The organism is Flagellimonas algarum, assembly GCF_040513375.1.
Taxonomy (GTDB): Bacteria; Bacteroidota; Bacteroidia; order Flavobacteriales; family Flavobacteriaceae; genus Flagellimonas_B; species Flagellimonas_B algarum.
This window is the reverse complement of the sequence record NZ_JBEVTG010000002.1, coordinates 687,861-701,485: the sequence shown is the minus strand read 5'-3', so window position 1 is coordinate 701,485 and position 13,625 is coordinate 687,861. Positions and strand designations below refer to the sequence as shown.

General features: G+C 48.9%; 14 protein-coding genes. 6 read left to right on the top strand and 8 right to left on the bottom strand.

Annotated elements, in window-relative coordinates:
• Positions 1-8: 8 nt before the first annotated feature.
• Entirely contained in the window at positions 9-959 is a 951-nt protein-coding gene (locus tag ABV409_RS10480) for a lytic transglycosylase domain-containing protein (protein WP_353877538.1), read from the top strand.
• 3 nt (positions 960-962) lie between these two features.
• Here ABV409_RS10480 and ABV409_RS10475 read toward each other — a convergent pair whose 3' ends face one another.
• Both ABV409_RS10475 and ABV409_RS10470 read right to left on the bottom strand, forming a co-directional pair.
• The gene (locus ABV409_RS10475) at positions 963-1,478 is read right to left on the bottom strand and encodes a DUF2892 domain-containing protein (RefSeq protein ID WP_353877537.1); all 516 of its coding nucleotides are present in this window, start codon (positions 1,476-1,478) and stop codon (positions 963-965) included.
• Complete coding sequence (locus ABV409_RS10470) at positions 1,479-2,369, bottom strand: DUF6263 family protein (protein ID WP_353877536.1); 891 nt, start codon at positions 2,367-2,369, stop codon at positions 1,479-1,481.
• 137 nt (positions 2,370-2,506) lie between these two features.
• Here ABV409_RS10470 and rpmH point away from each other — a divergent pair, with 137 nt between their 5' ends.
• Entirely contained in the window at positions 2,507-2,665 is a 159-nt protein-coding gene (gene rpmH / locus ABV409_RS10465) for a 50S ribosomal protein L34 (RefSeq protein ID WP_084598129.1), read from the top strand.
• A gap of 102 nt (positions 2,666-2,767) precedes the next feature.
• Positions 2,768-5,620, top strand: a complete 2,853-nt coding sequence (gene carB / locus ABV409_RS10460; protein ID WP_353877535.1) for a carbamoyl-phosphate synthase large subunit — start codon at positions 2,768-2,770, stop codon at positions 5,618-5,620.
• Positions 5,621-5,629: 9 nt separating this feature from the next.
• On the opposite strand, the gene ABV409_RS10455 is transcribed toward carB, so the two are convergent.
• Both ABV409_RS10455 and gndA read right to left on the bottom strand, forming a co-directional pair.
• Positions 5,630-6,265: an acyloxyacyl hydrolase gene (locus ABV409_RS10455; RefSeq protein WP_353877534.1), complete on the bottom strand. Its 636-nt coding sequence runs from the start codon at positions 6,263-6,265 to the stop codon at positions 5,630-5,632.
• 77 nt (positions 6,266-6,342) lie between these two features.
• On the bottom strand, positions 6,343-7,755 hold the full coding sequence (gndA, locus tag ABV409_RS10450) for an NADP-dependent phosphogluconate dehydrogenase (protein ID WP_353877533.1): 1,413 nt from the start codon (positions 7,753-7,755) through the stop codon (positions 6,343-6,345).
• 117 nt (positions 7,756-7,872) lie between these two features.
• Here gndA and zwf point away from each other — a divergent pair, with 117 nt between their 5' ends.
• Positions 7,873-9,405: a glucose-6-phosphate dehydrogenase gene (zwf, locus tag ABV409_RS10445; RefSeq protein ID WP_353877532.1), complete on the top strand. Its 1,533-nt coding sequence runs from the start codon at positions 7,873-7,875 to the stop codon at positions 9,403-9,405.
• Between the two features lie 36 nt (positions 9,406-9,441).
• The gene (gene pgl / locus ABV409_RS10440) at positions 9,442-10,152 is read left to right on the top strand and encodes a 6-phosphogluconolactonase (protein ID WP_353877531.1); all 711 of its coding nucleotides are present in this window, start codon (positions 9,442-9,444) and stop codon (positions 10,150-10,152) included.
• Here pgl and ABV409_RS10435 read toward each other — a convergent pair.
• Together ABV409_RS10435 and ABV409_RS10430 are read right to left on the bottom strand one after the other, a co-directional pair.
• Positions 10,149-10,595: a hypothetical protein gene (locus tag ABV409_RS10435; protein WP_353877530.1), complete on the bottom strand. Its 447-nt coding sequence runs from the start codon at positions 10,593-10,595 to the stop codon at positions 10,149-10,151. The two genes, pgl and ABV409_RS10435, sit on opposite strands and share 4 nt — an antisense overlap.
• Positions 10,585-11,199 carry a hypothetical protein gene (locus ABV409_RS10430; protein ID WP_353877529.1) on the bottom strand — a complete coding sequence of 205 codons (615 nt, stop codon included), beginning with the start codon at positions 11,197-11,199 and terminating at the stop codon, positions 10,585-10,587. The genes ABV409_RS10435 and ABV409_RS10430 overlap by 11 nt, the downstream gene beginning before the upstream one ends.
• Before the next feature lie 168 nt (positions 11,200-11,367).
• Between ABV409_RS10430 and ABV409_RS10425 the strand changes: the two genes are divergently transcribed.
• Positions 11,368-11,703, top strand: a complete 336-nt coding sequence (locus ABV409_RS10425; protein ID WP_353877528.1) for a winged helix-turn-helix transcriptional regulator — start codon at positions 11,368-11,370, stop codon at positions 11,701-11,703.
• Here the strand turns inward: ABV409_RS10425 and ABV409_RS10420 are convergent.
• Both ABV409_RS10420 and ABV409_RS10415 read right to left on the bottom strand, forming a co-directional pair.
• Positions 11,700-12,245, bottom strand: coding sequence for an acyl-CoA thioesterase (locus tag ABV409_RS10420; RefSeq protein WP_353877527.1), 546 nt, complete (start codon positions 12,243-12,245; stop codon positions 11,700-11,702). The two genes, ABV409_RS10425 and ABV409_RS10420, sit on opposite strands and share 4 nt — an antisense overlap.
• Positions 12,246-12,248: 3 nt before the next feature.
• Positions 12,249-13,592: a DNA recombination protein RmuC gene (locus ABV409_RS10415; protein WP_353877526.1), complete on the bottom strand. Its 1,344-nt coding sequence runs from the start codon at positions 13,590-13,592 to the stop codon at positions 12,249-12,251.
• Between the last annotated feature and the right edge of the window lie 33 nt (positions 13,593-13,625).

The window sequence follows — 13,625 nt, the reverse complement described above, 5'->3', positions numbered from 1 at the left end:
TCAATACTATGAAGTACCTCAAGAACGTATTGGCCACCATCGGCTTTTTGTTTGTCATCGCCACCTTCGTTTATGCCATACAAGCCTCTGGTGATGCTCAGCCCGACGATGCCATTGAAAATAAGGAAGACGATAAAAGTGTATCGGAAGCATACCGGATCAGTGCCATTGCCATACCTGAGGACTTGAATTTCGCCGGAGAACCGGTTCCCGTAGACGACCCTGAAATCATGGAACGGGTCGATCGTGAATTCTTGGTGAACACCTATTGGCAATCGAACGCGCTTTTATTGATGAAGCGCGCCAATAAGTACTTCCCGATCATTGAGCCGATTTTGGCCAAAAACGGAATCCCAGACGATTTTAAGTACTTGGCCGTTGCCGAAAGTGGTTTGATAGACGTGCCATCACCCGCCGGGGCATCCGGACTATGGCATTTTATGAAGGGTACGGGCCGAGAATACGGTTTGGAAGTGAATGCCAATGTCGATGAACGGTATCACGTTCGCAAGTCGACTCAAGCAGCTTGTGAGTACCTAAAAAAATGGAAGGGTAAATTCAAAAGCTGGACGCTGACCGCCGCTGCGTACAATGCGGGGCCTGCCGGCATCCAGAAGTACATGCGCATCCAAAAGGTCGACGATTACTACGATTTGCTTTTAGGGCAAGAGACCGGCCGCTATGTGTTCCGGATCCTAGCGATTAAGGAGATTCTTTCCCATCCCGAAAATTATGGCTTTGAACTCGATGAGGCCGACCTGTACGAAATGGTACCCACCTTTACGGTCGAAGTCGATACGGTTGTCAACAGCTGGGCTGACTTTGCCGGTCTTTATGAGATCAATTACAAAATATTGAAAAGACATAATCCTTGGCTGCGTGAACCGCATTTGAACAATGCCTCGCGCAAAAAGTACGTCATCGAAATCCCGAACAAAGGGTATTACAAGGTCGATTAAGGCCTAGATGCGCTTCATTTGCTGTTGCATCATCTTGATTTGTTCAGTCAGCATGTTGTTCTTATCCAATTTCTTGGCTTCGTTCAAAAGCGTGGTCGCCTCGCGCTTGCGTCGTTTTTGCATGGCGATACCGGCAAGGCTCAATTTGGCCATGGCCACGTCATAATCCATGTTCAACCCTAATTTTAGGGCCTTTTTGAAGTACTTTTCAGCCTGTGTCAGGTTCTTTTGGGAATAAATGATGCCGTGCAGGTAGTTGTAATAGCCTTGTTGTTTGGTGATCAGGGCCGCTTCGGGGTTCTTGATTTTCGACAGCCATTTTTGGGTGCCTTCCATGTCCTGCTTCCGCATGCGCAAGAAAGCCAATAAGATGATCTCGTTCCTGAAGTACAGGAAAATGAAGATCCCTGAAAGAAGGATTAGGAAAATACCGTTGCCGATGTATCCTTCGATGAATTGATATACTGCGTAAGCGATGATCAGACCCGCTAAGATCAGTTTGAAGTTTTTATTGAACATTTATTCCGTGATTAATTCGTAAGTGATTGTTTGGTTTAGGGTGGTCGGAATCTCGACACTGCCCAATTGATTCATAACAGAGGTTCCGGAGAATTCCCCTTTGACCATCATTTTAGTCATGAAACCGTTTGATGCCTTAGCTTGGATCATGGTTTCCAAATTGCCGTCAAGCGTCAGTGATAAGCTATCGTCTTGGTTTTGCATTGTCGCCTTGGCCGTACCCGAGATAGCGGTAGTCCCATTAGCGACTTGCTCTAACGTCCATTCATTCTCGGCATCTATTTTCCCTTCATAACGGGTTTGCCAGGTTTCCCCGATGGCAACCGCCTTTGGTGGGTGGAAGAAGGTCATTTGTTCAAAACTCTGGGCAAGCCCCGACCCAAACTCCTTTTCCAATGATTTTCGCATCATGGCCATGGTGAACTCATCGGTAATATTGGCCGCGGCGATCATTTTGGTAATCAGTCCATCACTGCCCGAAGTTTCCAATATCGCCCCTTGACGATCCATCTTTAAGATAAGTTCATGGCCGATCAAGGCATTGAATATGGTCGACATGATATCGCCTTCGATTTTCTCACTGGCCCGAACGTTCAAGACCTCACCCTGCATACTCGAAGTCGATTTAATCGCAAAATCATCGAAGGTCATCACGATCGTGTGTACCCCATCTTCTACCGCCTGTACCTTAAAGGTGAAACGCCCTTCAAGGTCGTTGTTCAAAACATGGCTGCTGCCTTCAAGGGTCTGCGTCATTTCTTGTGCGGCCCACTGGGTGATCTTGAACTCGTCACCGACTTGCAACCGATATCCCATACTGTGCTGTGCCGTTAGGGTGCCCAACCCGAATAGGGTGAGTAAAACGAACAGACGGATGGAGTGAAATGACATCAGGTGGGTTTATGATTTCCGCAACAAAACTAATACAAACTTTTTTTAGAAAGCATTTGTCAAACTTAATAGTCTTCGTATATTTGCGCCCAGAATTTCAAAAGGCCTGAGGGCTTTTACCCTATAAATCCTTCAAAATGAAAAGAACATATCAGCCGTCGAAGCGGAAGAGAAGAAACAAACACGGTTTTAGAGAACGTATGGCTACAGCCAACGGAAGAAAGGTTCTTGCCAGAAGAAGGGCAAAAGGAAGAAAGAAACTTTCTGTTTCATCAGAACCAAGACACAAAAAATAATGAGTGTCAATAACTTTTAATTTAAAGGTGCTAGTTTTTAAGATTAGCACCTTTTTTTTGACCTATTTTTAGCGATTGAATACAAAGTAACACGATTAGAAAATGCCCAAAAGAGACGATCTCAAATCGATTTTGATTATTGGTTCAGGCCCCATCATCATTGGTCAGGCCTGCGAGTTTGATTATTCTGGATCCCAAGCCCTGCGTTCCCTTAGGGAAGACGGTATCGAGACCATCTTGATCAATAGCAATCCGGCAACGATCATGACCGATCCTTCCATGGCCGACCATGTGTATCTCAAACCCCTGAACACCAAATCGATCATTGATATCTTGAAGGAGCATCCGCAAATCGATGCGGTCTTACCGACCATGGGAGGGCAAACGGCCTTGAACCTTTGTATCGAAGCGGATGAAAAAGGTATTTGGGAAGATTTCAACGTAGAGATCATCGGGGTCGATATCGACGCCATCAATATTACCGAAGACCGCGAAAAGTTCCGCGAGTTGATGTTGAAGATCGGCATTGGGATGCCGCCACAAGCTGCTGCAACTTCTTTTTTGAAAGGAAAGGAAATCGCCCAGGAGTTCGGTTTTCCCTTAGTGATCCGGGCCTCGTTTACCCTCGGGGGAGCTGGGGCTTCCATTGTCTACGAACCTGAAAAATTCGACGACCAATTGAGCCATGCCCTTGAAGTCTCGCCCATACACGAGGTGATGATCGACAAGGCCTTGATGGGATGGAAAGAATACGAATTGGAGCTTTTGCGCGACAAGAACGACAATGTGGTCATCATCTGTACCATTGAGAATATGGACCCCATGGGCATCCATACCGGTGATTCAATCACCGTAGCCCCTGCCATGACACTTTCTGACCGCACCTTCCAAAGGATGCGTGATATGGCGATCCATATGATGCGTAGTATCGGTGATTTTGCGGGTGGATGTAACGTGCAGTTCGCAGTGAGTCCTGATGAAAAAGAAGACATCATCGCGATTGAGATCAATCCGCGGGTATCACGTTCTTCGGCCTTGGCCTCCAAGGCAACCGGATATCCGATTGCCAAAGTAGCCGCGAAATTGGCCATTGGCTATACCTTGGATGAACTACAAAACCAAATCACCCAGTCGACCTCGGCCCTTTTCGAGCCCACGATCGACTATGTGATCGTGAAGATCCCAAGATGGAATTTCGATAAATTCGAAGGTTCGGATCGCACCTTGGGTCTACAGATGAAGGCCGTAGGGGAGGTGATGGGTATCGGGCGTTCGTTCCAAGAGGCCTTACATAAGGCCACACAATCCTTAGAGATAAAGCGAAACGGTCTTGGAGCCGACGGAAAAGGCTATACCGATTACGAGACCATCATCCAAAAGTTGACGGTACCGAGCTGGGATCGAGTCTTTGTCATCTATGACGCCATTCAATTGGGTATTCCGCTCAAACGGATCTACGAGATCACCAAGATCGATATGTGGTTCTTGAAACAATACGAAGAACTGCACCATCTCGAACTTGAGATCGCCAAATACACGGTAGAGAGCCTTCCTAAGGCCTTGTTATTGGAAGCCAAGCAAAAAGGGTTTGCCGACCGCCAGATTGCCCATATGCTCGATTGCTATGAAAGTGAGGTGCATAAGAAACGTATGGAAATGAACATCAATCGGGTGTACAAACTGGTCGATACCTGTGCTGCTGAATTCGAGGCCATTACCCCCTATTATTATTCAACCTTCGAAGAAGAAATCGAAACCGCCGATGGCAAACGCTATGTGGCCAACGATAGTGCGGTTACCGATAAAAAGAAAATCGTGGTCTTGGGATCTGGGCCGAACCGGATCGGTCAAGGGATCGAATTCGATTACTGCTGTGTTCACGGGGTGCTCGCCGCCGCCGAATGCGGGTACGAGACCATCATGATCAACTGCAACCCAGAGACCGTATCGACTGACTTCGATACCGCTGATAAACTGTATTTCGAACCGGTGTTCTGGGAACATATCTACGACATTATCCTGCATGAGAAGCCCGAGGGCGTCATCGTGCAATTGGGTGGCCAAACGGCTTTGAAGTTGGCCGAGAAATTGGATCGCTACGGGATCAACATCATCGGAACCAGCTTTAAATCCTTGGATTTGGCCGAAGATCGCGGTAGTTTCTCCACCTTATTGAAAGACAATAACATCCCATACCCCCGATTCGGTACTGCTGAAAGTGCCGATGAAGCATTGGACCTTGCCGATGAGCTCGGTTTCCCATTGTTGGTCAGACCATCCTACGTTTTGGGTGGACAGGGAATGAAAATCGTAATCAACAAAGAAGATCTAGAGGCCCATGTGGTCGACCTGCTTCGGAAAATACCGAACAACAAACTGTTATTGGACCACTATCTCGATGGGGCCATCGAGGCCGAGGCCGATGCCATTTGCGATGGCGAAGACATCTATATCATCGGGATCATGGAGCATATCGAACCTTGCGGTATCCACTCCGGCGATTCGAACGCCACCTTGCCCGCCTTTAATTTGGGGGAGTTCGTCTTGCAACAGATCAAAGACCATACGAAGAAGATCGCACTGGCGTTGAACACCGTCGGTTTGATCAACATCCAATTCGCGGTCAAAGACGATACCGTATACATTATTGAGGCCAACCCACGTGCTTCACGAACGGTGCCGTTTATCGCCAAAGCCTATGGGGAGCCTTATGTGAATTATGCGACCAAGGTGATGTTGGGTGAGAAAAAGATCAAGGACTTTACGTTCAAGCCCGAATTGGAGGGCTATGCCATCAAGCAGCCGGTCTTCTCCTTCAACAAGTTCCCGAACGTCAATAAGAACCTTGGGCCTGAAATGAAGAGTACCGGAGAGAGCATCCTCTTTATCGATAGTTTAAAAGACGATGACTTCTACAACCTTTACTCAAGGCGCAAGATGTATTTGAGTAAGTAATCCGAAGGGCTAAAAAGCAAGCGAGAACCCGGTTTCCAGACCAATACTGTTATGCCCGTTGTTCGGAAAGTACAATTGGGCGTTCGAACAGTGCCGTATCGCCAAGCGTAGGTCTACGGCAATACCCTCGCCTTGCCAAAGGATACCCAAACCAAGAATATCGGAAAAGGCCAATCCTTTTCGAAGCCGTTCGGTATGTTCGGTGCCGAACATGGGCCCGACGCTTCCCAAAAGGTAGGGGTGCAGCTGCCCGATTTTCATGAACTGCCATCGCAACCCGATGTTGAGCGCATATTCCAAAAAACGTTTGTTTGCCGTATAGGCCGCCCGTTGATCAAGAAAGTCGGGTCCACGGTTGGGCTGTATGAAAAAAGGATTCAGTAAACGATGTTCCGACCAATACAGACTGGGTTCGACCAGGATCGCCAACAATTGTGCCTTTCGTTGGTAAATCGTTTTTTCAAGTTGCACTTTGACGAAGCGGTTTTCGTATTGGTAATCCGGATTGTCAAAAGGCGAGTACCCCTGTGAGGCGGCGCCGATATTCACACCGATACGATGGTCTCGGGTCGTTGACTCGCCATGTTGCCCTACGACCGAAAAGGTCAAGGTGCATAGCCATATGGAAATCCAACAATTGCGCATGAACAACGAATTGATGGTCAGTGTGTCGTAAAACTAAGGAATTCAGGCTTTACTGCGACGATCGATACAAGGAGGTGCTATCCCTTTTGCCACTCCGTATGGAAAATACCATCGCGATCGACACGCTCATAGGTATGCGAACCGAAGTAATCACGTTGCCCTTGGATCAGGTTCAAAGGCAGTCGCTCCGAGGTGTAGGCATCGAAATACGTCAACGCATTCGACAGCCCGGGCAAGGGGATGCCATTGGTGGCCCCATAGGCGACCAATTCACGGGTAGCATCCACGGTGCCTTGCACCTTCGTAACGAACGATGGAGAAAGTAAAAGGTTGGGTAATTTCGGGTCTTCACGGAAGGCTTCCGTAATATCGGCCAATAGTGCGGCACGAATGATGCAACCGGCCCGCCAGATCTTGGCGATTTCACCCAAATCCAGCTCATAGCCATATTCCTTACTAGCATCCGAAAGTTGGTGCATGCCTTGGGCATACGCCATGATGAAGGCGAAATACAAGGCGTTTTCCGCCTTTTGGACCAAGGTATCCTTGACCACGCTTTCTGGATCGGGGCGATCGTAGAGTGCGTCCGCTTTGATCCGTTCTTCCTTGAGGGCCGAGATTTCGCGCATGCTGACCGCAATATCGATGGTGGGTACGGGTATCCCTAGATCCATCGCATTCTGCGAGGTCCATTTACCAGTCCCTTTTTGTTTTGCCTTATCGAGGATCATATCGACCAAGCTCGCATCGGTCAAGGCGTCTTTTTGGGCGAATATAGCGGCGGTGATCTCGACTAAAAACGATTGCAACCGGCCTTGGTTCCATGTGGTATAGGTTTGGTGGAGCTCACTATTGCTGAGTCCCCCAGCTTTTTTGAGTAGGTCATAAATTTCGGAAGTGAGCTGCATTAGCCCGTATTCAATGCCATTGTGTACCATTTTCACGTAATTTCCGGCCGATTTAGGGCCCAAATAGGTGACACAGGGCTCGTCTTGGTATTTGGCCGCTACCGCTTCGAAAATCGGTTTCACATATTGGTACGCATCGCGGGATCCACCGGGCATGATGCTGGGTCCCAAACGCGCCCCTTTGGCACCACCGGAAACCCCGGCCCCGAAAAAGTTAATGCCCTTTTCTTTCAGATAGGCCTCACGGCGATCGGTATCGGTGAAAAAGGAGTTGCCCCCATCGATGATGATATCACCGGCATCAAGCAGCGGCAATAGACTTTCGATAACGGCATCGACGATCTTGCCGGCCGGCACGAGCAGCATGATTCTCCGTGGACTGCTCAAGGCGTTGACAAAGGTGGCCGCATCGGTACTGGCGTTGACCTTATCGGGGTTTCCACCCTCTTCGATCAAGGCCGCGACCTTTTCCGCATCCAGATCATTGCCAAATGCCGAAAAGCCATTATCGGCGACATTCAAAATAAAATTCCGACCCATTACGCCAAGGCCGACCAATCCAAAGTCATAGGTGTTTGCCATTCTTTTGTTTTTAGAGCACTGTTAAGACATCGCTAAGGGTGTGCGGCATCCTAAACCAAACCTAAAATAAACGTTATATTCGTTACACTCAAATAAACTGCATTCCAAATTTTTTAAATGAAGAAGACCGAGAATCAAATGTTGGTCATTTTCGGGGCCTCAGGGGATCTGACCGCTCGAAAATTGGTGCCGGCCCTTTTCAACCTGTATGTGGCACGACAGTTGCCCGAAAACTTCGTGGTCTTGGGCGCAAGTCGTAGCGACCTCACCGATAAGGCCTTTAGAAACAAGGTAGTGTTGGAAAGCCCGTACCTAAAGACCCGCTTGGAAGATCTGAAGGAGAACTACATCAAAGGCTTTTCGGATAAATTCTTTTATGAAGATCTCGGTGGCGACTACGATACCCACTATGGCCGTTTGCGCAAGCGCATCGAAGACCTTAATTCGAAATATGGTACGGCCGGCAATATCATCTATTACTTGTCGACGCCGCCCACCTTATACGAGACCATTGCCAAGAACCTGGCCGAAGTGGCCTTGAACACCCAAAACAATGGTTGGAAACGCTTGATCGTTGAAAAACCGTTTGGGTACAGCCTCGAAACGGCCAAGAACTTAAATCAAGGGCTACAGCAATATTTTACCGAACCACAGATTTATCGCATTGATCATTACCTGGGCAAGGAAACGGTTCAAAACCTCCTGGTGACCCGCTTTGCGAATAGCATTTTCGAGCCGCTTTGGAACCGCAATTACATCCACCATGTCGAAATCACCAATGCCGAAAGCGTCGGGGTCGAAAAACGTGGAGGCTATTATGACAAATCAGGGGCCTTGCGCGATATGTTCCAAAACCACCTTTTGCAGATTGTCAGTCTGATCGTGATGGAACCCCCGATCAGCAATCAACCCGAGGAAATCCGGAACGAAAAGGTCAAGGCCTTGAAATCATTGCGTATCATGAGTGATGATCAGACCATATACGACCATACCATAAGGGCACAATACGTCGCCTCTGAAATCAATGGTGAAAAGGTGAAGGGGTATCGTGAAGAAGATGGGGTCGATCCCAATTCGACCACCGAAACCTATGCCGCCCTGAAGTTCTTTGTCGACAACTGGCGTTGGAAAGACGTGCCGTTTTACGTGCGCACCGCCAAGCGGATGCCGACCAAGGTCACGGAAGTAGTCATCCATTTCAAAACGCCCCACCATCAGATCTTCCAGGATTCGGGTATGGATAGCAAAGACAACAAATTGGTCATCCGGATCCAACCGAACGAAGGGGTATTGATCAAATTCGGGGTCAAAGTACCCGGCCAAGGCTTCAAGGTCGAGCGGGCGAACCTCGATTTCTACTATTCGAGTTTGGCCGAGACCCATGTCATGGAAGCCTATGAGCGTCTATTGCTCGATGCCATGCAAGGCGATGCCACCCTGTATGCCCGTGCCGATGAGGTCGAGGCCGCTTGGGAATTCGTCGATCCGATTTTGGAATATTGGGCGAGCGGAAAGGACATTCGTATGTACGGCTATGCGGCGGGGGTCTGGGGCCCAGAGAATGCAGATGAGTTGATCGACGGGATCGGATATTGGCGTAATCCGGGTGAGAACCTGACTGATGATCCCGGTTATTGCGTGATCTGCTAGCAAACGTTTCATAATCCAATCAAAAAACAGTTGCACATGGAATTAAAGATCCAAAAAGATAAAACAGCGGTAGCTGAAGCGTTTTCCGCCTATTTCGCTGAATTCGTCAAAGGAAAGGAAAGCGTACATATCGCCCTATCGGGCGGGAGCACCCCGAAATTGATTTTCGATATCTTGGCCGATACCTTCGGGGAAACCATCGATTGGTCGACCCTTCATTTTTATTGGGGGGATGAGCGATGCGTACCGCCGACCGACACAGAGAGCAATTACAAGATGACGGTCGATCACCTTTTTTCAAAGATCGATGTTCCAAAGGAAAACATCCATCGCGTATTGGGGGAAAACGACCCCAAGGGTGAAGCCATGCGTTATGCCAATTTGTTGGAAATCAACTTAGACCGGGTCAAGGGTGTACCACAGTTCGACCTGGTGCTCTTGGGCATGGGCGACGATGGGCATACCGCCTCCATCTTCCCGCATGAGATCGATTTGTGGCATGCCGAAGATCACTGCGTGGTGGCTACCCATCCTGAATCCGGACAACAACGGGTATCGATCAATGGCAAGGTCATCAATACCGCAAAAACGGTGGTCTTTTTGGTCACCGGGGAGGCAAAGACCGAAAAGTTCCGTTGCATCAAAGACCGCCAAGAAGGCTATGAAGCCCTCCCGGCGAGTTTGGTGGCCCCTGACTCCGGCGAGCTGATCTGGTTTTTAGACAAGGCTGCAGCAGGCGGGGCTTAAGCGGTAGTAACCCGCATTCTTTTTCGATAATAATACCAGAGGAAATAGAGCGATACCAGGTTGGGTAGCAGAAACAGTGCCATGGATTGTACCACGCCCGACACATCGCTGAGCACGCCACTCTGATAGCCTGCCCATACATCCATCAAATCCATGGCGAAACGGGCGAGCAAGGCGGTCAACGTACTGTGATAGGTACGAAAGACCCATACCCCCAAGACCAAAGCAACGGCAAGGGCGATATAGCGCCCAGCTGAGTTCAACAAGATAAAATCGCTGGCACCACCGGTATCGATGCCGAAAACTTCCATCATCCCATTTCCATCCACATAGCCATAGACGCTGAAGACGACCGTCCAGAGGGTCAGATAAGCCGGTAGCAGATACCACCATCGGGGCAAAACCAACTTTTTATCGACCACCGATTGCGATTTAGTAGACACGTTCCAACGGAATTTGAAGTTGATGGGGTCTGTTTTCTACCTTGTCAAAGGGGGTGCCATCGACATGCTTGGCCCCCATAAAGAGCAGGCCGTTTTTGAAGTAGATGAGGTCATAATCGGAAACGATCTGGCCCTCGACGATATGGAACATCGGGAAGGCCTTGCCCAGAATATCCTTCTTTTCATGGGCGATGAAGGGCGTCATGCCTTCGGGCAAACCGCTGTTCAAAAGGGCGGCGGACTGTTCGCTCAAAGGGGTGACCGCAAAACCGCCGTTCAGCACATAATCGATTTTATAGGCCCCCTCGGCAATTGGATGGGCTGCTCCCCAGACCAGATCCCCTTTGAATTCGAATTCCATCAAGGGCAAGCTACCGTAGTTGTCGGCGAAGAGGGTGATGGTGCCCGTAAAGCGATCGTCGGAATGGTAGGTAAAATGCCGTTTCAAAAAAGTGGGTTGTACGACGCCGCTGCCGCTGCGGTCCTCGGTAGGTCGCAGTTCTACGGACAGGCTTTGCCATTCCCCTAGGGCATAGGCTTTTACTTCCTTCAGACTCTTGGGGGTTTCGACCATTCGTTTTGCTTTTGCTCTTGTGTTTTCCATGTGCTGAGATTTTACCGGAACCGCCAACAGACCGAGAATGATCAGAAGGGAGGCCGGAATTGATTTTTTCATGAGATATGATTTAAAGCCCAAAAAAACGTATCATTGTCTAAATAAGAATACAAGTCTTGTTTTTTGTATATAGTATAAAAAAATAGACCATTGAGTATGGTAAGAAAAACGAAAGATTTCAACCCGAATGGCTGTCCGGTGACCCATTGCTTGAACAAGATCGGCGGCAAGTGGAAGCCGGTCATCTTGTTTTTGATCCGAAAAGACTGCAACCGTTTTTCGATGCTACGTCGGGCCATCCCCGATATCAGCAAACAGATGTTGGTGAACCAGTTGCGTGAGCTTGAGGCCGATGGCATTGTGGATCGTACGGTCTTCGCCGAGGTACCGCCTCGGGTCGAATACGCTATTTCAAAGTATGGCAAGGGGTTGCTGCCTATCATTGACAGTATGCAGGACTGGGGCCTGGCCGATATGGGGAAAAGCTGCTAGTCGAGATCCAGTTTGACGTTTTCATCGTCTAGAAGGTCGAGGTATTCCTTGATCTTTACTTTTTCATTGTGGTATTTCGAATCGCGTTGGTAAACGGTTTTCTTGCGCTCTACGCTGCGAGCGAACCGACGCAGCCCTTCCTTATCGGTGAGCAGCAGACCTGGTACCTTGACGTTTTTCCCCTCTTTATTTTTGGCGACCATGGTGAAGTAGGACGAATTGCAATGTTTGGTCTTTCCGCTACGAACGTGCTCCGATTCTACGCGTACCCCGACCACCATAGAGGTTTTGCCGGTATAGTTGATACTCGCTTTGAGGGTGACCAACTCACCCACCTCGATCGGGTTCAGGAAATCGACCCGGTTCACCGAAGCGGTGACACAGTATTGTTGTGAATGTTTGCTAGCGCAGGCAAATGCGATTTGGTCCATTAAATTCAAGATGTAGCCCCCATGCACCTTGCCCCCGAAATTGGAGTGGGCAGGAAGCATCAGCTCCGTAATGGATACCCGTGATTCATCGACCGATTTAAACTTCTTCATGGCTTATAGTTCCAAGGTCGATTGTTGGAGGTCGTCTTCCTCGGCCCGTTTTAAAATGGGTTCCGGGATCGATTTCTTGGCTTTGGCCCCCATTTTCTTGAGCCTTTCGATACTGGTCACGATATTGCCCCGTCCTTCGACCAGCTTGTTCATGGCCCCGCGGTATTCGTTCTTGGCCTCGTCCATCTTTTTGCCCACTTTGGTGAGGTCGGTCACGAAACCTTCGAATTTATCATAAAGGGCACCCGCTTGCCGGGCGATCTCGATAGCATTGCGTTGTTGTTTCTCGTTGCTCCACATGGTATCGATCGTGCGGAGGGTCGCCAATAGGGTGGCCGGGGTCACGATGACGATGTTTTGTTCAAAGGCCTTGTTGTACAAGGAATTGTCTTCATTGATGGCAATGGCAAAGGCCGGTTCTATCGGTACGAAGAGCAAGACGAAATCCGGGCTCTCCATTTCATAGAGGTCTTCGTATTTCTTGGCCGAAAGCTGTTCGACATGCCGTCTCAAGGAGTTGATGTGCTCTTTTAAATATTTGGGTCGCTCTTCTTCGTCGGCATTGGTGTAGCGTTCGTAATCGGTCAGCGAGACTTTGGAGTCGACTACCATTTTCTTCCCGTTGGGAAGGTGGATGATCACATCGGGCATGACCCGTGAACCGTCTTCGCGGGTAAAACTTTGCTGTACGCTATATTCGCGATCTTTTTCCAAACCGGATTTTTCCAACACCCGTTCCAAGACCAATTCCCCCCAATTTCCCTGCATTTTGCTATCCCCTTTAAGGGCCTTAGTCAGATTCTCGGCCTCCTGGGTGATCTTAAGGTTTTGGTTTTGCAAATGCAGCAACTGTTCTTTTAGGGCGGAGTGGATACTGATATTCTCCTTTTGTGACTCCTCTACCTTCTTTTCGAAACGCTGGATTTTTTCCTGAAGCGGATTCAGGATGAGCTTGATGTTCTTTTGGTTCTGCTCCGTGAATTTATTGCTCTTCTCGTCCAAGATCTTGTTCGCCAGGTTTTCGAATTCCTTGGTGAATTTTTGTTGCAGTTTTTCGACTTCCTCGCGCTGTTCGGTATTGATGCGCTGCAGGTTTTCCATGCCAGCTTGGCGTTTGACCAGCTCAAGGCCCTGCTGTTCTTTTTCGAACTGCAGTTGCCGATTGGTCTCATGGGCGGCCTCCAACTTGCCTTTCAGATCCGACGCGGTCTGTTTCCATTGTTGCTCCCGCTCGTCCCAAATAGCGTCTTTCGAACCGCTCTTCAAACGTTGCAGGTACATACCGGCCACGATGCCGATGGCGATGGCCACCAAGGCCACTAGTAAGATGATCAAACTTTCACTCATGGGTTCCCTTCTAAAGCTAAAGATACTGCTTTT